We start from the raw sequence: 21,641 nt of genomic DNA, 5'->3' as shown, positions 1-21,641 counted from the left end.
AGGTCGCCACTGGTTTTATTATTATTCCACTTCATGAACGCCTCACTAACGGCCTTGTCGTGAGGTACTAACGTTAAAACTTCAGCTTGCTGCCTCGATGCACGTTTTGTTGTTTGAGTGCTGTGTGTTTGCCTGTGCCAGCTCATCGCGCGAACACCTGACAAAGGCGAACGCCTGCTTTAAATCGTCGAGCAGATCGTCAGTGTCTTCAATGCCGACTGAGACCCGCACCAGTCCTTCGGAGATACCCAGAGCCAGTCGTTCCTCCAGCGTGTTCTCGACATGGCTGGTGGTCCGGGCCGGGCCGTAAATGGTTTCCACTGCACCGAGATTGCCCGCGCAGTGGGCGAATCGCAGACGTGGCAAGAGCACTTTGACCGTGTCCATCCCACCGACCAGAACAAAACTGACGATGGCGCCGAAGCCGGACATTTGCGTGCACGCCACAGCGTGGTTCGGATGACCGGGCAAGCCGGGATAATTGACCGACTCCACCAGCGGTTCGGTGCAGAGGAACTCCGCCAGAGCACGGGCACTGCGTTGCTGTTGACGCATGCGCAGCACCAGCGTTTTCATGCCCCGGATAATCATGTAGGCCGAGAACGGATCGAGCGTCGCACCGTTGATTTCCCGATAATGACGAACCTTGGCCATCAAGGATTCGCTGCCGCAAACCAGGCCGCCAAGCACGTCGCCATGACCGCTGAGGAACTTGGTCGCGCTGTGGATGACCACGTCCACCCCTAACGCCAAGGGGTTCTGATTCAGCGGCGTGGCAAAGGTGTTGTCCGCCACCACCACGGCACCGACGCGCTTGGCCGCAGCCACCAAACGCTGGATATCGAGTATTTTCAAGGTCGGGTTGGTCGGCGTTTCCAGGTACAACAACTGGCAGCCTTTGGCAATTTCACGCTCGATCTCCTCGTGATCGAACGTCTCGCACAAGGTCACCTCAACGCCCGTGCGCGGCAGGAATTCTTCGAAAATCTTGTTGGTGCCACCGTAGCTGTCCTTGGTCGACACCACACGATCGCCATTGGCCAGGAAGGTGAAAAGTACACTGCTGATTGCCGCCATGCCGCTGCTGAAGGCCACGGCGGACTCGGCCATTTCCAACTCGCGAATTTTTGCTTCGAGGGTCTCGACCGTCGGGTTGCTCATGCGGCTGTAGATAAAGCCCGGCGTTTTGCCCAACGCAACGTCGTACCAGACGTCGATGTCGTCATAACCGTAAGCGGCGCTGACCACGATCGGTGTTTGAGTGGCGTTGTAGGGGTGCCTGACTTGCTCCCCACCCCAGACCGCTCGGGTCCCCGCTCCGGCGTTATCTAGCCCTGCTTTGTCAGGTTTATTGTTCATTAAGACTACTCGCACTGAGGGTGGTGAATGTTTAGTCATTCACCAGATCTGGCGACCAATATATTGAAAAACGGTACGCCCGAGAAACGATGTTATCGGTGCCAAAGGGCTGCTTTTTTTAATGGCTGAACGTATTAAGCGATGGCGAAGAATTTTCTCAGGGCCTATTTTTTTTGGACTTTGACGGCTACTGGTCTTGACCTCGCGTAACGACAAACTGGACTGGATGGATGCAATACCAATCTAGCGCCTGAGTACCTGCTCCGATTTCGGCCAATCCGGTGCGCCCAAATCGACCTCGTAGCTACCGCCACATCACCTACAACTGTCGATCACGTGTTGGACGGTGACTGCGGAGTATCGGGATTGAGTTGCTGACGTCTGAATTGCCCGGGAGGCTGGCCATGTATCTGGCGAAAGCGTCGGGAGAAATAAGCTTCGTCAGCGAAACCGCACAACCTCGCCACCTCCCCCACCGGTCGTGTCCCATTGAGCAAATAATTGCGTGCCGCGTGCATCCTGCGTTCGAGCACCAGCTCAGTGAAAGTCTTGCCGATTTCCTTGCGCAACCAGTGCGTCAGATACGTCGGTGACAGGTAGGTCGCAGCAGCCACCTTGATCAGGTTGAGATCGGGGTCGGCAATATTCTTGCGCAAGTATTCGGACATCCTGCTCAGCGCGTCGCGCCGGCTTACTTCGGCGGCATTCTCTTCGGCCAGTCGTTTGAGCGGCTCGGCATACAAGGCACAAACGCTCCCCACCAGTTGCAGCAACAACCCCTTGAGCATCTCGCGAGTGCCAAATTGACGGTTCTCATCCAGGACTCGCATCTGCTCGATCAGGGCACAGACTTTACTGAAGTCTTCATCGGCCAGAATGAAATCCAGATGCTCCTGAAAGCGAAACGGCGACAACTCCGGCGCCAGCAGAATCGAGACCTCCTCCAGATCCATCGGGTCACACTGCAAGTGCGGTAGCAGGAAGGTCTGGGAAAAATTGATCACCATGAAATTGCTGTCGGCCGGATGCGGAATCACGTGCACGCGATGCGGCAGGATGAAGGCCAGCGTATTGCGCGGAAACGGACGTTCGACATTGCCGATGTGCTGCACGGTATCGCCACCGAGGTTAATCTGGATCTGGAAATACTCATGGCGATGCGGACTGGTTTCGGCGTGCCGGCCCTTTTTGTCGCGGATGTAAAAGTCCGTCAATTCGCTGCGTTGCTGCATGACGTAAGTGGGCACTCGACTCGGTGACGACATCGCCTGAGGATCCTCTACAGGTACATGGACAGATTGTCGTCGCGCCGCGATGCAGGCGGCGACCGCGGTGATTGTGAAGGCAGACACCGCTGGCTTCAACACGTCATAGGATGACAATGCAATATAGAGAATTAATTGTATCCGTGTGTGATGTGTCGCCTGTCCAAAAAATCTACATGCACACAAAGATAATTAATCATTTAAAAACATTAACTTATGAAACAAATAAAGCATAACCAAGGAAATACGCTGATTTGTTTTTTCTTGGACACCTGTATTCATCGCCTTTTTTAGAAGAAAAAACGATCTAACGCCTCCGTTGATTTTGAGAAGTTGTACGACCACTGTGATAGCCAATGCAGCCCGAACCTTCCAAAAACAATCAAAAGGTGCGCAAGTGATGAACCTGTTTTTCCCTCTCGCCAACCCTCCCCCGATCGAGCCAGTCCGAAGGCGTATTTGAGCGCCTGACAGCGGCTGTCCGCGCCTCTCATTCAAGTAGCGATTGCTCTGCCCCGGCACTGCGGGCACGGCTTCGGCTGCGCGCGAACATCTCGATTCTTCTAACAATAAAAAGGTCTACTCATGTCGAACTCGCAAACCTCTCCGTCCACCGCGCCGTCGGTGAGTGCCGGCGCCCGGGACGCCCTGTTGCCTCAGCGACTGCCGACGCGTCGGCGCTGGTTCATGCTGTCATTGCTGCTGATTGCGACCATCATCAATTACATCGACCGCGTGAACATCTCGATTGCCGCACCGTTCCTCGCCAAGGACCTGGGCCTGGACAAGATCGAAATGGGCCTGATTTTTTCCGCGTTTGCCTGGACTTACGCCCTCGCCCTGGTGCCTGCGGGGTTTATTGCCGATCGCTTCGGTTCCCGCTTCACCTACGGGGTATCGCTGATCAGTTGGTCGACGGTCACCGTGTGCCAGGGCTTTGCCACAGGATTCGCTTCGCTGTTCGGGCTGCGCCTGGCGGTCGGCGCCATGGAGGCTCCAGCGTTTCCGGCCAACAGCCGTGCGGTGACGGTATGGTTCCCGGCCCGCGAACGGGGCCTGGCCAGCAGCATTTACGTGTGCGGCCAATATCTGGGCACGGCGCTGTTTACCGGCGTGCTGTTATGGCTGGCCACGACCTATGACTGGCGCCATGTTTTCTACAGCACCGGGATACTCGGCATTGTGTTCGGTGTGATCTGGCTCTACGTATACCGCGATCCGCTGAGCTGCAAGAACGTCAGCCAGGAAGAACTGAAGTACATCGAAGCCGGTGGCGGACTGGTCAAGAGCAGTCAGGAACGCACCCGGTTCAACTGGCGGCAGATCGCCGAGCTGTTCAGTTATCGGCAGATCTGGGCGATTTGCATCGGCAAGTTCGCCAGCACCTCGGCGTTGTACTTTTTCCTGACCTGGTTCCCGACGTACCTGATCGAAGAACGCAAGCTGACCATGATCAAGGCCGGGATCTTCGCGGTGCTGCCGTTCGTGGGTGCAACGGTCGGCATTCTGCTGGCCGGCATCATCTCCGACTTGCTGATTCGCCGTGGCTATTCAATGTCCTTCGCTCGCAAGTTGCCTTTGGTAGTCGGATCGATGCTGGGGATGTCGATTGTGCTGGTGAATTTCACCGACTCGAACGTGATCTGCATTGCCGTGCTGACCATTGCCTTCTTCGCCCAAGGAATTGCTTCGTCGTCATGGGCGGCGGTGTCGGAAGTCGCGCCCAAGGAATTGATCGGACTGACCGGCGGAGTCACCAGCCTGGCCGCCAACATCGGCGGGATCGTCACTCCGATTGTGATTGGCGGCATCGTCCACGCGACAGGCTCCTTTGCCTACGCCTTCTGGTTCATCGGCGGCGTGGCGCTGGTCGGTACCTTGTCCTATTCGTTGCTGCTCGGTCGCTTGTATCGCATCGAACTCAAGGCGCGCTGAGTCAAAAAAACCGTTTTTCTCCAACACAAGGCGGCTTTCGTCCAACTTCGCAAAAGATTGCCGCCGTACGCTGACGCTTCTAACAGGACGACTACAAAAATGACGATGACCGAGTATGTGTTTACCCCGGATCTGCCCGTGACCTTGCCGGTTGCTGGCAGCCAGCAGCGCTTTCCCGTTGGCCGGGTGTTTTGTGTCGGCCGCAACTACCCTTGGCCAGATACCCAAGGCCAGTCCCGCCAACCGCCAGTGTTCTTCATGAAACCGGCGAGCAACGTGGTGGATGCGGCGGGTGAAGTGACTTTCCCGCCGTTGACCGAAGAGTTTGTCCACGAAATCGAATTGGTCGTGGCCATCGGTGAAGGCGGTGCCAATATTCCGCAGAGTCAGGCGCTGGCCTATGTCTGGGGCTATGCCGCCGGCCTTGATTTGACCCGTCGTGATGTCCAGCGCGCGGCCAAAAGCAATGGTTTGCCGTGGGAAGGTGCCAAGGTGTTCGACGGCGCCGCGCCAATGACCGCCATCGTGCCGATCACGCGGGCAGGACATCCCGATGGTGAGTTGTGGCTGAACGTCAACGGCGAAGAGCGCCAGCGCGACAGCCTCGACAGCCAGATCTGGTCGGTCAGTGAAATCATCAGCCGCATCTCACAGTCGGTAGCGCTGCGGGCCGGTGACCTGATCATGACTGGCAGCCCGGCAGGCGTCGATGTGCTGCAACCGGGCGACATCATCAACGCCGGGATCGACGGCATCGGCCAATTGGAAATGCGCGTCGGTCCACGATCTTGAACCCGGCTCACGCCCTCGTGAATTGAGAAAGGAGATAACAACATGAACAGTCCTTTGAAAGTGGCCCTGGTCACCGGCGCCGGTAGCGGAATCGGCCGCGCCGTGGCCCTGTCGCTGATGGCCGACGGATTCACCCTGGTAGTGGCCGGACGTCGGCCGGAGCCGTTGCAGGCCTTGGTCGAATGGGCGCTCAGCGAAGGACACGAAGCGTTGGCGGTGCCGACTGATGTGCGCGACCCGGCCAGTGTCGATGCGCTGTTTGCCACCCTCACCGAGGTATACGGGCGACTCGATGTGGTGTTCAACAACGCCGGGGTCAACGCCCCGGCAGTGCCGCTCGATGAGCTGACGTTCGAGCAGTGGCGAAACGTGATCGACACCAACCTCAACGGCGTTTTCCTCTGCGCCCGTGGTGCCTTCAGGCTGATGCGCCGGCAACAGCCACAGGGTGGACGCATCATCAATAACGGCTCGATCTCGGCCCATACCCCGCGCCCCTTCAGCAGCGCCTACACCGCCAGCAAACACGCGGTGCTGGGGTTGACCAAATCACTGGCCCTGGACGGGCGGGAGTTCAATATCGCCTGCAGCCAGATCGACATCGGCAACGCCCTGACCGAGATGTCGGTGCGCATGACCAAAGGCGTGCGCCAGGCCAACGGCACCATCGCCGTGGAGCCGATGGTGGACGTCAAGCATGTGGCCGACGCCGTGCGCTACATCGCCGGTCTGCCACTGGAGGCGAACGTCCTGAACATGACCGTCATGGCCAGCGCCATGCCGTTTGCCGGTCGCGGTTGAACCGGCTCTTTATTCCGTTACGGGAGGTTTACATGAAACCAGAAATCTTGCAGCTCAGCCCGATCCTGATCCCCGAAATCAACGCGCGGCTCGATGAACTGTTTACCGTCAGACGCTACTTCCAGCAGGCCGACAAGCAGGCTTATTTGCAGGAACACGGCGCGAACATTCGCGGGGTGATCACCGGCGGGCATACCGGTATCAGTCAGGCGCTGATGGCGCAGCTACCGAAACTGGAAGTGGTGGCGGTCAACGGCGTGGGCACGGATGCGGTGGACCTGGCTTACGCCAGGGATCGCGGGATCCGCGTGACCGCGACCATCGGGGCGCTGACCGAAGATGTCGCCGACCTGGCCATCGGTTTGTTGATTGCCGTGTGCCGAGGCCTGTGCACCAGTGATCGTTACGTGCGTTCGGGCCAATGGCCCCATAGCCCGACGCCGTTGGCCCCGTTGCCGTTGGCGCGTCAGGTGTCGGGCATGCGCATCGGGATCGTCGGCATGGGCCGGGTCGGCCGTGCAGTGGCGACCCGAGCCGCGGCGTTCGGTTGCCCGATCAGCTACACCGATTTACAACCCATGAGCGACGTGAACCACACCTTCATCGCCGATCTGAAGCAGCTGGCCAGCCACAGTGATGCGCTGATTCTCGCGGCTGCTGCCGACAAGACTGAAGCCATCATCAATGCCGATGTGCTGCAGGCGCTGGGCAAGGACGGGTATCTGATCAACGTGGCGCGGGGCAAGCTGGTCAACGAGGTCGATCTGGTGACGGCACTGGCCGCTGGAGAGATCGCGGGGGCGGCACTGGATGTGTTTGTCGATGAACCGAACGTCCCCGAGACACTGTTCGGCAACGAGAACGTGGTACTGCAGCCCCATCGCGCCAGTGCGACGCTGCAGACCCGCACGCGGATGGGAGAGATGGTGGTGGCGAGCCTGGTGGACAGTTTCGCCGGGAGAATACCGCAGGGTTCCGTGACTGACTGAACGTTGGCCGCCGAGGAGACGTTGCGTCCCCTTGGCGGCTCGGTGTCAGGTAAACAGATCGACGCCCAACAGGCGACCCACAGTGCGAGGCCTGTAGCAAAGAGCAGCGCGATGTTTTCAAACAGGTTGTTGCGATATTTCTTGTCCAGCAGTGTCTTCTGGTTGGACATGATCAGCAGGCCCAGGGAAATGACCGGCAAGCCAATAATGTTCAACGCACTGACACCAATGGTCAGGTCACGAAATCCGGCATGCCTTGCAACGACCAGATCAACGGCGTGACGAGGATAAAAAGCATGAACCATTTGTGCATCGGATCATGATGAAACTCTTTGCCGTACTTTTCGCGACGTTCAGGACGAACGTGTTGGAAGGCATCGGTAATCAGCATCGGGAACGCGGTAATCTTGCCTGAAATGCTGGCAAACAAGCCGTTTCAGGTGCTGGGCTACCGTATAGATCCCAAGAGCGGACATTTGACTCCGCTGTCCAAAGCGCCGCTGGCAGAAAGCATGTTTTTATAGTGTTTCAGCTTCGCGCGGAGTCAGCGGGCTGTTCTGGATGTAGCGTGCAATCTCGTCCTTGCGCATGAATGCGACCCCCGGCCGGCTCTTGGCGTAACGCAGAAACTCGTCCCAGACCCTCACCATCTGCGGCGAGCCGCTGATGCGGTCATGAGCGCTGACCGACATCATGCGACGGCGTGTGCAGGCTTCTTCGTAGAGTTGATCGAAATCCAGCTTGATCTGCTCCAGGAACTGGGTCGGCGAATAGTTGCGGCCTTCAATTAGCAGGATGTCGTTATTGCGCAGTGTATATGGCACCACGACGAAGTCCTTGCCGTTGACCTGTTCGATGAAAGGCTCATCGCGACTCAGATCGTCGATGTGGTAGACGTAGCCCAACTCTTGTAGCAGCGACAACGTGTTCGGACCACGCCGCAGCCAGTTGCAGTTGTAGCCTATCAGTCGCTGGCCTGTGACTTCTTCGACCATGCTGGCTGCCTGGATGAGGAACTGCTTCTCCTCCTCGCGGCTCATCGCATACTGGGAACTCCAGCGAGGACCGTGTCCGGCCGCTTCATGGCCGCGCGCAACGATCTCTCTTGCGATTTCGGGATGCCGCCGAGCGGCCTCGCCGATCATGTGCCGGTATATGGCACCTCGCGTACGCGCCCTTCTCGAATTTCTGATCGAGCGCTTTGCAGAAGAATCCAGCAACCTGGACGAATATTTGAGCTGATACTTCCGAATGCAGCTGCAAGAAGCGACGAAGCGGCGGCCTAGGTGACTTTCGCGCCGGTGCATCAGTGCGCATGTTAAGGCTGCGGGATCGGAAAGATACTGAGGACGAACCGAAGCAATGGAACGGTCAATAATGGCCCTCGTTTTTCCGCGAGATATCTTCGCAAATCGTCCATAAAACTGAACACCACCGGAACGAAAACCAAACTCAGGGCGGTCGACGTGATCAATCCCCAACTGTAGACGCCGACGCCGAATTGACCCACGTGCCGACGCAAGGATGCCCCCCCAAATCGGCACAAATACAGCACAGGCAATGGTACGCGAAGAGTCAGACTGGGTCAGTGATATCTCGGCAACTGGCTCGATTCGGCGTCGGCGGCCTGGGTCGACTGCACTGTCGCCCGCCCAACAGTGATGCTGAACCGCTATTGGCTGAGCAACACTTTGCCGCAGCGAGAGGCGTTCCCCGCTGATATCGGCCTGCCAAGGCCAGCCAAAGGCGACTCACCCGGCACTGGCGACCAGACAAAGCCTTAAGCTAATAACCAAAAAGTATTTACTTGATGTTTTTTAGATCATTTACATTTAATTCATGGATGCGGCAGTGTTGCCCGGTAAACAGAAGCGCCATTGTTGCTCAGGCAACAGTCGCTCAACAGTTAGCTGCCCGGGCAACAGCAGCCGAGATAACATGTTAATCCATCTTATTGTTTTTAATAGTTATTTTAACCTTGGAACAACTCTTGCTCTGATGGCTGCACATCCCGCAACTCGAACAGGAACAGACCCCATGAGCACCCCACTTAAAGTCGTCGCCGTTTCCGGTGGAACCTATCGTCCGTCGCGCACCCTGGTGCTGGTCCAGGCCATCGTTGCCGAGCTGAGCCAGTACCTGCCAATCGAAAGCCGCATCATCGAACTGGGCGACATTGTCCGCCCACTGGGCAGCGCCATGTCCCGTCAGGAGCTGCCGGAAACCGTTGAGTACGAGTTGAGTGCGATTGAGTCGGCAGACCTGCTGGTTGTGGCCGCACCTGTCTACCGTGGCGCCTACCCGGGCCAGTTTAAGCACCTGTTCGACCTGATTGGCCAGGACGCATTGATCGACACCCCGGTGTTGCTGGCCGCCACCGGTGGCAGCGACCGGCATGCGCTGGTAATCGATCATCAGTTGCGCCCGCTGTTCAGCTTCTTCCAGTCGGTGACCCTGCCCCTTGGCGTGTATGCCTCGGAGGCCGATTTCACGAATTACCAGATCAGCAGCGAAGCGCTGAAAACACGCATCCGCCTGGCAGTCGAACGGGCCGCACCGCTGTTCACCGCCAATGCCGCCGACTTGCGGAAAACAGCCTGAGGACAGCCTGTGACCGCTATCCATACATCCAGACTTGAAACCCCGCTGCAGATCGCCCGGACGCTCGCCGCCGAGTTTTCCCGAACCGCCGCCGAACGCGACCATCTGGGCGGCACGCCGAAAGCCGAGCGCGACGAGTTGCGCCGCTGCGGTCTGCTGGCGATGAAAATTGACCAGCAATACGGTGGCCTTGGCGCCAGCTGGAGCGACACCCTGGAAGTGGTGCGCGAGTTCGCCAGGGTCGACAGCTCGATCGCCCATGTGTTCGGCTTCCAGCATTTGATGCTGGCCACGGTACGGCTGTTTTCCCGGCCCGAACAGTGGCAGCCCTGGTTCGAACAGACCGCGCGCAACAACTGGTTCTGGGGTAATGCCCTTAACCCGTTGGACACCCGCACCTTGTCAAAAAAATTTGCAGGCTATCGCGAGTTTTCCGGGCGCAAGAGTTTCTGCTCCGGCGCCTCCGATTCGGAAATGCTGATTGCCTCGGCGCTGGATGAATCCACCAGCGGCAAGCTGTTGATCGCCGCCATTCCCAGTCATCGCACCGGCATCACCTTGCACGGCGACTGGGACAACATCGGCCAACGGCAGACCGACAGCGGCAGCGCCACCTTCGAACGGGTGCGCGTGGAAGAGAATGAACTGCTGCTAGATCCCGGCCCGCTGAGCACGCCCTTTGCCTGCCTGCGCCCGCTGATCGCCCAACTGACCTTCGTCAATATCTTCCTCGGCATTGCCGAGGGCGCGTTCGAAGAGGCCCGCAATTACACCCTCAAGGAAACGCGCCCCTGGTTCAAGGCCAACGTCAGCCAGGCCAATCAGGACCCCTATGTCCTGCGCCATTATGGCGAATTCTGGGTCGGGCTGGAAAGCGTGCGCCTGCTCACTGAACGCGCCAACGCCCTGCTCGACCAAGCCTGGAGCAAGGAGCACCGGCTCGGCGCCGAGGAGCGTGGCCAACTGGCCTTGGCCATTGCCACCGCCAAGGTCGCCGCCACCCGCACCGGCCTGGACCTGACCAGCAGCCTGTTTGAAGTGACTGGCGCCCGCGCCACCCATGCCGCGCTGCGCCTTGATCGTCACTGGCGCAACCTGCGCACCCAGACCCTGCACGACCCCGTGGACTACAAGCTCCATGAACTGGGTGACTGGGCGCTCAACAAGACGCTACCCACTCCGTCCTTTTACTCATAGGCCCCACCATGCAACTACTCACGCTGCCGCCCTCACCAGCCCTGGCCACCTCGATACGCGCCACTGCGCAAGTCTTCGAAGACCCGAAATCACAGGCGCTGCTGGCGCACCTGCAACAGGTCGCGCCCAGTGACGCCAGCGTGTTGATCATCGGCGAAACCGGGACCGGCAAGGAACTGGTGGCCCGTCATCTGCACAACCTCAGCGCCCGTCGCAACAAGCCGTTTATCGCGGTCAACTGCGGCGCGTTTTCCGAAAGCCTGGTGGAGGCCGAACTGTTCGGCCACGAAAAAGGCGCCTTCACCGGCGCCCTGAGCGCCAAGGCCGGCTGGTTCGAGGAAGCCAACGGCGGCACGCTGTTCCTCGACGAGATCGGTGACTTGCCGATGCCGATCCAGGTCAAGTTGCTGCGGGTGCTGCAGGAGCGTGAAGTGGTTCGCCTGGGTTCACGCAAAAGCATCCCCATCGATGTACGGGTGCTGGCTGCGACCAACGTGCAGCTGGAAAAAGCCATCAACGCCGGGCACTTTCGCGAAGACCTCTATTACCGGCTGAACGTGGTCAGCCTGGAGCTCAGCCCGCTGCGCGAGCGACCGGGCGACATCCTGCCGCTGATCCGCCACTTCATCGCCGAGTACAGTCGTCGGCTGGGTTATGGCGAAGTGGTGCTGGATACCGAAGCCGAACAGAAGCTGGTGAATTACTCATGGCCGGGCAATATTCGCGAGCTGGAAAACGTCATTCACCACACCCTGTTGATCTGCCGTAACAATCTGATCCGTGTCCAGGACCTGCACCTGTCCAACCTGCGTATCGAACGCCAGGACGCCAGCAATACCGTCCAGGACGACAGTGCCGACGCCCTGTTGCAGCAAGCCTTCCAGAAGCTGTTCGAGGAAGAAAGCGGCGCCCTCCACGAGCGGGTCGAGGAAGCGCTGCTGCGCGCGGCCTATCGCTTCAGCCACTACAACCAGGTACACACCGCCAGCCTGCTGGGGCTGAGTCGCAACATCACCCGCGCGATGCTGATCAAGGTTGGTGAGCTGGTGGTGAACAAACGCCGCCCGGCACAAGACGCCCGGACGGTCAAAGTGGTCAACCTGTCGATCTGACTGGTGCTAGCGGTCAAGCAGCTGCTCCTTTACCCGCTGTCCCGCCCCCCAGATAGAAGTCCTGAATATCACTGCGCGCGGCCAACTGCCCGGTCGTGCCTTCGCTGACGACCCGGCCGCTTTCCAGCACGTAGCCGTACTGGGCGTAACGCAGAGCCAGGTTGATGTTCTGCTCGGCAATCAGGAAGCTCACGCCGTCGCGCCGATTGAGCTGATGGATGATCTCGAAGATCTCCTCGACGATCTGCGGTGCCAGGCCCATCGAAGGTTCGTCCAGCAACACCAGCTGTGGCCGGGCCATCAGCGCCCGCCCGAGCGCAACCATCTGCTGTTCACCGCCGGAGGTGTAGCCGGCCAGGCTTTTGCGCCGCAGCTTGAGGCGCGGAAACTGGCTGTAGATGCGTTCCAGATCGGCCTTCAGTTGCCCGCGGGACACCTGACGCGCAAATGCACCCGTCAGCAGGTTTTCCTCCACTGTCAGTTGGGCAAAGCAATGCCGGCCTTCCAGTACCTGCACCAGGCCGCTGGCAACAAGGCTATGGGGCGTGCTGCGGGTGACATCCTCGCCTCGATAAATAATCCGCCCCTGCACCGCCTCGCCCCGCTCGGCCCTCACCAGATTGGCGGCGGCCTTCAAGGTGGTGCTTTTGCCAGCACCGTTGGCCCCCAGCAACACCACGATCTGTCCTTGCGGCACCGCCAGGGATACCCCGCGCACGGCGAGGATTGCCTGTTCGTACAGGACTTCAATCGCGTCGATCTGCAAGATCGGTACTTGGTTCATGTTGCTCTCCCCCAAAAAAACCGGGACGCCTCCCGATTCACATCTCAGCTGTCCTGACTGCAATCGCGCGGTGTGATGCCCTTTTCCTTGGCGTACTGGTGCGACGAGGCTTCGATGATCGGTCTGAGCAAGGCACGGTCGGCCTGCACCCAGTCACTGATCAGTTTCCACTGGCTGCCATCCCACCGCTGGAAGCGCACCGCACCGCCCCCTTCATGGTCCGAGCATGACAGCTGCAAGGGTTGCACCAGGCCCAGTGCACCCAGCTCCTTGAGGCGGGCATCGTCCAGCTTGAGGTGCTCGAAGCCCCAGCGCACCTGCTCGCCGGTGAGCGGCTGCTTGCCGAATTTTTCCTGGGCAATGCGCACGGCCTCAACGTTGAGAATGCCGTTCACCACCCCCAGGTTGTAATACACGGTGCCAAAGCGTTTCGGATCAGCCAGGTCACCATTGCCCTTGGCCACCACCTGCTGCTGGATGCCTTGCAAGACCGGGAAATCGGTGCCCGAGGGGTGCGTGGTGATCGCAATAAAGCCTTTGGCGGCGGCACCGGCCGGGGCGGCATCGTCCTCGGAGTTGCTCCAGATGTTGCCGATGATGTGATCCACCGGGAAGCCGACTTTCTGCGCGGTTTTCAACGCCACCGGGTTCATCACGCCCCAGCCGCGCAGAATCACCCAGTCGGGTTTTTCCCGGCGAATGTTGAGCCATTGCGACTGCTGCTCGTTACCCGGATGGGGCACTTCCAGCAGGGTCAGCTTGAACCCGTACTTGTCGGCCAGGGTCTGCAACACCTCATTGGTTTCCTTGCCGTAGGGCGAGCCGTGATACAGGGTGACGATCTTCTTGCCCTTGAGCTGGTCCAGCCCCCCGGCCTGCTGGCCGATGTAGTTGATGATCGCCGAGACTTCGGAGTACGGGTTCAGCTGCAAGGGAAAGGCGTAGGGGAAAACGCTGCCGTCAGTGGAGTCGGTGCGGCCGTGGTTGATGGTGATCAGCGGCAGTTTGTCCGCGGTCGAACGCTCAAGGGTGGCATAGGCGATGCCCACCGACAGCGGGTTAGTGGCGGCAGCCGGCGCACCATTGAGGCCTTTTTTCAGACGCTCGTAGCACTCCACGCCCTTCTCGACCACGTACTCGGTTTCGCACTCACTCCAGGTCAGCTTGACGCCGTTGACCCCGCCATTGGCATTGACGTATTTGAGGTAGTCGATAAAACCACCAAAAAACCCGGTACCACCGGCGGCATAAGGACCGACCCGATAGCTCTGCAGCGGGAAGTACTGTTCGTTATCCGCCTGCGCGGTCAACGTGGCAGTGCTCAGGCTGACAGCCAGGGCGAGGCTACTTAGTAGAGATCGTTTCAACATCAATGTTTTCCTTATCAAGTAATCAAGTGAAGGGTCAACCAAAGGGATACAGAGCAATCGGCACTTACGCCGAGTCGCTCAGTAGCGCAGCGGCCACAACCGAGCGCGTTCGCGGAACTTCTGCCAGAGGCGCGCCAGGCCCTCCGGCTCCTTGATCAGGAACACAATGATCAGGGCGCCAAATACCATCTTCTGCAGGTTTTCTATCTGTCCGGCATCGATCAGCCCGGCCGGCAACAAGGCCACCAGGTTCGACAGCAGCACCGGAAACAACACGATGAACGCCGCGCCGAGGAAGTTGCCGAGGATGCTGCCCAGGCCGCCGATAATGATGATAAAGAGGATCTGGAAAGATCGATTCAGGTCAAAACCGTGGGGCTCCACGGTCCCTAGGTAGGTGAAGGCCCAAAGCGCCCCGGCCACCCCGAGAAAGAACCCGCTGATGGCAAACGCCAGCAGCTTTGTCTTGAACAACGCAATGCCCATCACCGCAGCAGCGGTGTCCATGTCACGCACCGCCATCCAGTTACGCCCTAGCTCGCTGCGCACCAGGTTCTTGCCCAGCCAGAACAACGCCACCACCACGCCCAGAGTCAGCAGGTAACGCCCCACCGGCGAGTTCAGATCCACACCAAGAATCTCCAGGCGCGGTGCGCTGATCACCCCCGAAGCGCTGTTATTGGAAAACCAGCTGAAGCGGGTCAGCGCCCAGGTCACAAAAAACTGCGCGGCGAGGGTCGACACCAGCAGATAGAAACCCTTGATCCGCAGGCTGGGCAGACCGAACAGCACCGCCACCAGCGCTGCCACTCCCCCGCCCAGGGTCATGCTGAACAACAACGGCGAGCCCGGCACCCGCAGCTCAACGTTGTAAGTGGCAAAGGCGCCCACCGCCATGAAGGCCGCCGAGCCCAGCGACAACTGCCCGGCGTAGCCGGTCAGTAGGTTCAGCCCCAACCCGGCCAGTGACAGCACCAGAAACGGAATCAGAATGGCGCTGAACCAATAGTCGTTACCCAGATACGGCACACCGACAAAGGCCAACAGCAGCAAGCCGACCAAGCCGTAACGGTCCTGGCGCAGGCAAAATACCCGGCGGTCCTGGGCATAGCGAGTACTGAACTGACCGGCTTCCTGATAAAACATCACGCCTCTCCTTAAACCCGCTCGATTGCGCGTTCACCAAATAACCCGGCCGGCCGCACCAGCAGGAACAGCAACGCCAGCACATAGGGAAACCAGTTCTCGATACCACCGCCGATGACGGGGCCCAGGTATACCTCGGCCAGCTTCTCCGAGGCGCCGATGATCAACCCGCCGACAATCGCGCCACTGATCGAGGTAAAGCCGCCGATGATCAGCACCGGCAAGGCCTTGAGCACCACCAGCGACAGCGAAAACTGCACCCCCAGCCGCGCGCCCCAGAGCAGGCCGGCCACCAGACCGACAAACCCGGCCACCGCCCACACCAACACCCAGACCCGTTGCAGACGGATGCCCACGGCCAACGCCGCCAGCGGGTCATCGGCCACGGCACGCAACGACAAACCGATACGGGTTTTGTTAAACAGCAGCGAAAGTGCCAACACCAGCAACGCGGCAGTCACGGCTGCAAAAATGTCGAACGGCGACAGCAGCATGCCGCCCAGTTCCAGGGGCTCGTCACTGATGCCCAGTTCCAGGCCATGTACCTGGGCGCCCCACAGCACTTGGGCGAACCCTTCGATCACGTAGGACAAGCCGAGGGTCGCCATGAACAAGGTGATCGGTGAACGGTTGACCAGCGGGCGCAACACCACCCGCTCCACCGCCACCGCCAGCAGCACCATCGCCGACAGGCTGATGACAAACGCCAGCCAAAACGCCACCCCGCGCTCCAGCAGGCTGACAAAGGTCAGCGCCGAAAACAGCACCATCGCGCCCTGGGCGAAGTTGAAGACGCCGGACGCCTTGTAGATCAGGACAAAACCGATGGCCACCAGGGCGTACATCACCCCGGCCAAGAGCCCGCCGATCAGCACCTCGAAGAAAAATTCCATGAGCCTTCCTGTTTTGCGGGCAAAGAGTCCCCTGCCACCCGATAGCTGGCGGCGCTGTCGACTCGGGGGTTAGTGGCGCGTGCCGAGATAAGCGGCAATCACCTCGGGGTTTTGCCGCACCTCATCGGGCGGGCCGTCGCCGATCTTGAGGCCGTAGTCGAGTACCATAACGTGATCGCTAATGCCCATGACCACGCCAATGTCGTGCTCGATCAACACCACGGTGGTACCCAGCTCACGGTTGATGTCGACGATGAACCGGCTCATCTGCTGCTTCTCTTCGGCGTTCATCCCGGCCATCGGTTCGTCCAGCAACAGCAAGCGCGGTTCGGAGGCCAGGGCACGGGCCAGTTCCACCCGTTTCTGCAAGCCATAGGGCAGCTTGCCGACAAGGGTGTCGCGCCACTGTTGGATGTGCAGAAAATCGATGACCCGTTCGGCCGCCTCCCGCTGGCGGTCGTCTTCGCCCGCAGCGCGGCCGATGCGCAGGGCCTGCTCAATCCAGCTGCTGCGACGCTTGAGGGTGCGTCCGGTGAGCACGTTGTCGAGCACACTCATGCCTTTGAACAAGGCGATGTTCTGAAAGGTGCGGGCAATACCGCGCACCGCCACATCATGCGGGCGCATGTGCCGGTGCTCTTCTCCGGCAAAGCGTATGCGTCCCTGCTGGGCCTGGTACACGCCGTTGATCACATTCAGCAGTGAGCTTTTTCCCGCACCGTTGGGGCCGATCAAGGCGCAAATCTCCCCGGCTGCCACAGCAAAGCTGATGTCGGTCACCGCCTTGACGCCCTTGAACGACAAACCGATGTTTTCCAGCACTAGCAGATGTTCAACCTTTGTCGCCTGTGTTTGTGCCATGAATCATGTCCTTGTCAGGCCGGTTGCGTGCTGTCTTCGATCCAGCCGTTGACCAGCGGAGCTGGCCACGGCGCGGGGCGGTGCCACTGTGCCGGATCCGGCCAGGTGCGTACCTCAATAGCCAACGCCTGGAAAAACGCCAGGGCTGGCGGTGCAAGTGCCTCGCCCACCAGCAACGGCGCACGGGTACGAGAAAAGCCGAGGACATCGCGCAACGGCCGGCGGATCAGCCAGTACCCCAGGTGCCGTTGCAGCGCACCGGGGTGCGCCACCAGCGCCCAATCCACCAGACGCCGGCGCCAACTGCCTGGCTCCGGCAAGCGGGCCAGGACCTGGGTATGCAGGCGCTCGTAGGTTTCCCGGGTGCCGGCCACCAGCGTCGGGCCCAGCTCGCGCCGGTCCTGATCGCGGGTCTCCAGATTTTCCGGAAAATTCAGGCGAAAGCCGGCAATCAACCAAGGCGCCAGCAAATAACGCGCTTGACCACCCGCGGCAAACGCTCGCGCCGCCAGGGCTTCGTCCTGCCGCCCCAGCTGCTCGCTGTGCACCAGGCGCCGGCCTTCCAGTAGCAACTCGGCGTGGCTGATGCGCTGCTGCTCGATGCCCTGCACCGCGTCCAAACGATAGAAAGCAAAGGCTGTGCGCTCGGCTCGGGCCTGGGGTTCCAGCCGGTGATCGCTACCCTGCTGCAGCAGTTGTGCGAACGCCAGGGTGTCACCGGCCTGACTCACCTCAGCCAGGCCGCGGCCGTCGGCGTACATCAGCAGCCTGGGCGCCAGTCCGGCGGCGCGCAGGCGCTGAATCTCCTCATGGCCTTCGGCGAACACCCATTCACTGTGCAGCTCACGCAACAGCGGCACCTGTGCGGCCGCAGCCTCCAGCGGATCCAACAGCGCGGCCACGCCGCCCAACCACTGTGCCGCCAGGGCAGCGATCAATGCCTCCGGCCGCGGGCGGCTGACAATCACCAAAGTCGCACCAGGCACAAAACCACGCGCCTGCAAGGCCGTGGACAGGCGTTGAACCTCAGTGGCCAGTTGGCGCCAGGTAAGCACCTGCCACACCCCCAGGCGCTTATGGCGCAGGGCGATGCCCGTCCCTTGCTGACGTGCCTGATGTTGCAGCCACTGCGGCAAGGTACCCGCGACGGGTTGCGGGTTATCGATGAATGTCGGCATGACCTTTCCCGTCCCTTACACCAGTGCCGCAGCTTTGGTCGCCACAGCCTCGCGCTCCAGCTCACGCACCAGCGGCAACACCTTGCGGCCGAAGTACTCCACCTCCTCCTGAAAGTGCAGGAAGCCACTGAGCACCAGGTCCACGCCCACCGCCTTGAGTGCGACGATGCGTTCGGCAATCTGCTGAGGTGTACCGATCAGGTTGGTCTTGAAACCATCGTTGTACTGCACCAAGTCTTCGAAGGTGGACTTGGCCCAGTTGCCTTCGCCTTCCGGGCTGGAGGCACCGGCGTTCTTCGCCTCGCTGCCGAAACCGTTGACGGCCTCGGGGTCGGCCTTGGCGATAATTTCCTGCAACACCGCGCGGGCCTCAGCCTCGGTTTCACGGGCGATGACAAAGGCGTTCACCCCAACTTTCACCGAGTGGCCATTGATCGCGGCCTTGGCCCGAATGTCGTCGACCTGGGCCTTGATGCCTTCGACAGTGTTGCCGTTGGTGAAATACCAATCGGAGACCCGCGAAGCCATGTCCCGCGCCGCGCGCGAGCTGCCACCCTGGAAGATTTCCGGGTGCGGTTGCTGCAGTGGCTTGGGTTTGAGGGTGTAGTCGTGGAAGCGGTAGAAATCGCCATGAAAACTGAAGTTGTCCTGGGTCCAAATGCCCTTCAGCGCCTGGATGAATTCTTCCGAGCGACGATAGCGCTCATCGTGGTCCAGCCATGGTTCGCCAATGGCGCGGAATTCGCCCTTGAACCAGCCCGACACGATATTCACCGCAACGCGACCGTTGGTGAACTGGTCAATGGTGGCCAGCTGCTTGGCCGCCAGCACCGGACTCCATGGGCCAGGCAGGATGGCCGCGATCACCTTGAGCTTCTCGGTGGCGGCCAACAGTGCGTGGCTGATGGTCACCGATTCGTGTTGGTTTTCGGCGCCATAACCGGCAGTGAAGCGGATCTGTGACAAAGCGTATTCGAAGCCGGCCTTTTCGGCGATTTGCGCCAGCTTGCGGTTGTAATCGATGTCCCAGCTAGTGCGCTGTTCGATCTTGCTGACCACAAGGCCGCCGCTGACGTTGGGAACCCAGTAGGCAAACTTGATGTTGTTCTGGCTCATTGCATGTACTCCATGATTCGTTGAAATGAGGGTTGACCCGGGACGTCAGGCTGCGCTGGTGTCCGGTTGAACAGTCGGATTGAGGCTCAGTACCGCCGACTCGACAGCGCGCTCGATGCGTTCGAGCAACTGCGGGCTGGTGATCTGGTAATCGGTGAAATCGGCTTCGGCGGCATACACACCGATGGGCAAGCTCAGGGCCTGGAAAAAGCCGAACAGCGGGCGCAACTGGTGATCGATGATCAGGGCGTGACGGTCCGAGCCACCGGTGGCGGCCAGCAACACCGGCACGTTGTTCAACGCCTGGTGATGGACGAAATCGAACAGGTGCTTGAACAGTCCAGTGTACGAGGCGCGGTATACCGGGCTGGCAGCAATCAGCAGGTTGGCCGTTTCAATGGCCTGCAGATCGGCCTCGACCGCAGCGGGCAAGTCTTCACGGCGCAGCACCCCGGCAAACTGCGGGCCGACCTCGGACAACTCGATCAGGTGCAGTTCAATCGGCAGTTGTTGCGCAAGACCGGCGATCAGCGCCTTGAGCAGCACCAGGGTGCGCGTAGGCCGCTGCACGCTCCCGGATACCGCGACCACTTTCAGTGTATTGCCCATTGCCCGTCCTCGTGGTGGCAGAGGCCACCGCGGCACCTGCACAAGGACTAGAGCAGCAACCGTGCCACTTCAATAATTCAATATGAATCAATTAGTTATACAGTTTTCGTAAAACGCCGCAGTGTCGTCCAACGGACAGGCTGTTGATCAACTGTTGCACTCACAACAGTTGTCTCGTGGCGTTTGGCACGAAGCCCCGCCCGGGCCGCTGTTGTCGGGCGGTCAGCGCTTCAACAAGTTGCCCGGCAGGCGACAGGAGTGAGCGCCGTCGACACCCCGCACGCCCTGTAAAACGGCTTTTTACAGCGCCAGGCACGACCTGTGCACTGACAGCAGTACGCAGCAGATCGACCGCTCTGTTGCTTCTCTTGCCTTCCATAAGGAGCTGCACCATGACAGTCCAGCAACAACACCTGCCACACCCCCTCTCCACCGGTACCGACTACCAGGCCCTGGCCGAGCGCTTCCGGCCGATCTTTGCACGCATCGCCGCCGGCGCACTGGAGCGCGAGCAAAGCCGCAGCCTGCCCTTTGAACAAGTGAAATGGCTGAAGGAAGCCGGCTTTGGCGCCGTGCGTGTGCCGATCCAGTACGGTGGCGCTGGCGCTTCCCTGCCCCAGCTGTTTGAGTTACTGATCGAATTGGCCGAAGCGGACTCCAATTTGCCACAGGCGTTGCGCGGTCACTTTGCCTTTGTCGAAGACCGCCTCAATGCCCAGGCTGACGCACCACAGGACACCTGGTTCAAGCGTTTTGTCGAGGGTGATCTGGTGGGCAATGCCTGGACCGAAATCGGCAGCGTCAAGATCGGCCAGGTCGGCACTCGCGTCTCGCGTCTGGGCGAACACTGGGTAGTCAACGGCACCAAGTACTACAGCACCGGTAGCATCTTCGCCGATTGGATCGACCTCTATGCCCAGCGCGATGACAACGGTGCCGACGTGATTGCCGCCGTCCGCGTGCAACAACCGGGCATCTCGCAGAGTGACGATTGGGATGGCTTTGGCCAGCGCACCACCGGTAGCGGCACCTCGGTATTCGAAAACGCCGTGGTGGAGCCTGAAAACCTGCTCGACTTCGCCACCCGCTTCAAGTACCAGACGGCCTTCTATCAACTGGTGCTGTTGGCGGTTCAGACCGGTGCCGGCCGTGCCGCGGTGCACGACATCACGGAAGAAGTGCGCAAGCGCACGCGCATCTTCAGCACCGGCAATGCCAGCCACGTCAGCCAGGACGTCCAGGTGCAGCAAGTGGTGGGCAAGGCATCGGCGCAGGTCTACGCCGCACACGCCACCACCCTGCGCGCGGCGACCGCCTTGCAGGTGGCGTACGAAAGCCGCTTCGCCCATGACGAAGTCGCCGAACGCGAGGCCAACATCGCCGCCGAACTGGAATCGGCCCAGGCCCAAGTGGTGATCGCTGACCTTGTGCTGCGCGCCACCAGTGACCTGTTCAACGCCCTCAGCGCCTCGGCCACCAGCACCGGCAAGGCCTTCGATCGTCACTGGCGCAACGCCCGCACCGCGGCCTCGCACAACCCCCTCATCTACAAGGAACGCATTATCGGCGACTGGGAAATCAACAGCACCGAACCGCCCTACGTCTGGCAGATCGGCGCTGGATCGAAGTAAGC

General features: G+C 60.1%; 19 protein-coding genes and 1 pseudogene. 8 read left to right on the top strand and 12 right to left on the bottom strand.

Annotation, left to right across the window (positions count from 1 at the left end):
* Positions 1–81: 81 nt before the first annotated feature.
* Positions 82–1,359 carry a cystathionine gamma-synthase family protein gene (locus PMI36_RS08650; RefSeq protein ID WP_008073842.1) on the bottom strand — a complete coding sequence of 426 codons (1,278 nt, stop codon included), beginning with the start codon at positions 1,357–1,359 and terminating at the stop codon, positions 82–84.
* Between the two features lie 332 nt (positions 1,360–1,691).
* Complete coding sequence (locus tag PMI36_RS08655) at positions 1,692–2,624, bottom strand: helix-turn-helix transcriptional regulator (RefSeq protein WP_008073841.1); 933 nt, start codon at positions 2,622–2,624, stop codon at positions 1,692–1,694.
* A gap of 585 nt (positions 2,625–3,209) precedes the next feature.
* Between PMI36_RS08655 and PMI36_RS08660 the strand changes: the two genes are divergently transcribed.
* The 4 genes from PMI36_RS08660 to PMI36_RS08675 all read left to right on the top strand — a co-directional run bounded on the left by PMI36_RS08660 (position 3,210) and on the right by PMI36_RS08675 (position 7,141).
* Positions 3,210–4,559, top strand: a complete 1,350-nt coding sequence (locus tag PMI36_RS08660) for an MFS transporter (RefSeq protein ID WP_008073840.1) — start codon at positions 3,210–3,212, stop codon at positions 4,557–4,559.
* A 99-nt stretch (positions 4,560–4,658) separates the two neighbouring features.
* Positions 4,659–5,351 (top strand): fumarylacetoacetate hydrolase family protein, encoded by a 693-nt coding sequence (locus PMI36_RS08665; RefSeq protein ID WP_008073839.1) that lies wholly within the window; start codon positions 4,659–4,661, stop codon positions 5,349–5,351.
* Between the two features lie 42 nt (positions 5,352–5,393).
* The gene (locus PMI36_RS08670; RefSeq protein ID WP_008073838.1) at positions 5,394–6,152 is read left to right on the top strand and encodes an SDR family oxidoreductase; all 759 of its coding nucleotides are present in this window, start codon (positions 5,394–5,396) and stop codon (positions 6,150–6,152) included.
* Positions 6,153–6,184: 32 nt separating this feature from the next.
* Entirely contained in the window at positions 6,185–7,141 is a 957-nt protein-coding gene (locus PMI36_RS08675) for a 2-hydroxyacid dehydrogenase (protein ID WP_008073837.1), read from the top strand.
* Between the two features lie 71 nt (positions 7,142–7,212).
* Here PMI36_RS08675 and PMI36_RS30860 read toward each other — a convergent pair.
* Positions 7,213–7,571 (bottom strand): annotated as a pseudogene (locus PMI36_RS30860) (Nramp family divalent metal transporter); the annotation flags it as partial.
* A gap of 88 nt (positions 7,572–7,659) precedes the next feature.
* On the bottom strand, positions 7,660–8,286 hold the full coding sequence (locus PMI36_RS08680; RefSeq protein WP_238543587.1) for a polysaccharide deacetylase family protein: 627 nt from the start codon (positions 8,284–8,286) through the stop codon (positions 7,660–7,662).
* Positions 8,287–9,178: 892 nt separating this feature from the next.
* Between PMI36_RS08680 and msuE (PMI36_RS08685) the strand changes: the two genes are divergently transcribed.
* Genes msuE (PMI36_RS08685) through PMI36_RS08695 form a run of 3 tightly spaced genes read left to right on the top strand, consistent with a single transcriptional unit; the run spans position 9,179 to position 12,051 of the window.
* Entirely contained in the window at positions 9,179–9,742 is a 564-nt protein-coding gene (gene msuE, locus PMI36_RS08685) for an FMN reductase (RefSeq protein ID WP_008073835.1), read from the top strand.
* Between the two features lie 9 nt (positions 9,743–9,751).
* Complete coding sequence (locus PMI36_RS08690; RefSeq protein ID WP_008073834.1) at positions 9,752–10,939, top strand: acyl-CoA dehydrogenase family protein; 1,188 nt, start codon at positions 9,752–9,754, stop codon at positions 10,937–10,939.
* Positions 10,940–10,947: 8 nt separating this feature from the next.
* Complete coding sequence (locus PMI36_RS08695; RefSeq protein ID WP_008073833.1) at positions 10,948–12,051, top strand: sigma-54 interaction domain-containing protein; 1,104 nt, start codon at positions 10,948–10,950, stop codon at positions 12,049–12,051.
* Positions 12,052–12,064: 13 nt separating this feature from the next.
* Here the strand turns inward: PMI36_RS08695 and PMI36_RS08700 are convergent, their stop codons facing one another.
* The 8 genes from PMI36_RS08700 to msuE (PMI36_RS08735) form a co-directional block, all read right to left on the bottom strand.
* A complete protein-coding gene (locus tag PMI36_RS08700) occupies positions 12,065–12,835 on the bottom strand; it encodes an ABC transporter ATP-binding protein (RefSeq protein ID WP_008073832.1) in 771 nt (256 codons plus the stop codon).
* 44 nt (positions 12,836–12,879) lie between these two features.
* Positions 12,880–14,205, bottom strand: a complete 1,326-nt coding sequence (locus PMI36_RS08705; RefSeq protein ID WP_008073831.1) for an ABC transporter substrate-binding protein — start codon at positions 14,203–14,205, stop codon at positions 12,880–12,882.
* Between the two features lie 78 nt (positions 14,206–14,283).
* Positions 14,284–15,351 carry a branched-chain amino acid ABC transporter permease gene (locus PMI36_RS08710; protein ID WP_008073830.1) on the bottom strand — a complete coding sequence of 356 codons (1,068 nt, stop codon included), beginning with the start codon at positions 15,349–15,351 and terminating at the stop codon, positions 14,284–14,286.
* An 11-nt stretch (positions 15,352–15,362) separates the two neighbouring features.
* The gene (locus tag PMI36_RS08715; protein WP_008073829.1) at positions 15,363–16,244 is read right to left on the bottom strand and encodes a branched-chain amino acid ABC transporter permease; all 882 of its coding nucleotides are present in this window, start codon (positions 16,242–16,244) and stop codon (positions 15,363–15,365) included.
* A 69-nt stretch (positions 16,245–16,313) separates the two neighbouring features.
* Positions 16,314–17,105: an ABC transporter ATP-binding protein gene (locus PMI36_RS08720; RefSeq protein WP_008073828.1), complete on the bottom strand. Its 792-nt coding sequence runs from the start codon at positions 17,103–17,105 to the stop codon at positions 16,314–16,316.
* Positions 17,106–17,119: 14 nt separating this feature from the next.
* Positions 17,120–18,283: an AMP-binding protein gene (locus PMI36_RS08725; protein ID WP_008073827.1), complete on the bottom strand. Its 1,164-nt coding sequence runs from the start codon at positions 18,281–18,283 to the stop codon at positions 17,120–17,122.
* A gap of 15 nt (positions 18,284–18,298) precedes the next feature.
* Complete coding sequence (sfnG, locus tag PMI36_RS08730) at positions 18,299–19,399, bottom strand: dimethylsulfone monooxygenase SfnG (protein ID WP_008073823.1); 1,101 nt, start codon at positions 19,397–19,399, stop codon at positions 18,299–18,301.
* A 45-nt stretch (positions 19,400–19,444) separates the two neighbouring features.
* A complete protein-coding gene (msuE, locus tag PMI36_RS08735) occupies positions 19,445–20,008 on the bottom strand; it encodes an FMN reductase (RefSeq protein ID WP_008073822.1) in 564 nt (187 codons plus the stop codon).
* Positions 20,009–20,400: 392 nt separating this feature from the next.
* On the opposite strand from msuE (PMI36_RS08735), the gene PMI36_RS08740 reads away from it, so the two are divergent.
* Positions 20,401–21,639, top strand: a complete 1,239-nt coding sequence (locus tag PMI36_RS08740; protein WP_008073821.1) for an acyl-CoA dehydrogenase family protein — start codon at positions 20,401–20,403, stop codon at positions 21,637–21,639.
* The last annotated feature ends 2 nt before the right edge of the window (positions 21,640–21,641 follow it).

Source organism: Pseudomonas sp. GM79 (assembly GCF_000282495.1).
GTDB lineage: Bacteria > Pseudomonadota > Gammaproteobacteria > Pseudomonadales > Pseudomonadaceae > Aquipseudomonas.
This window is presented reverse-complemented; position numbering and strand designations above follow the sequence as displayed.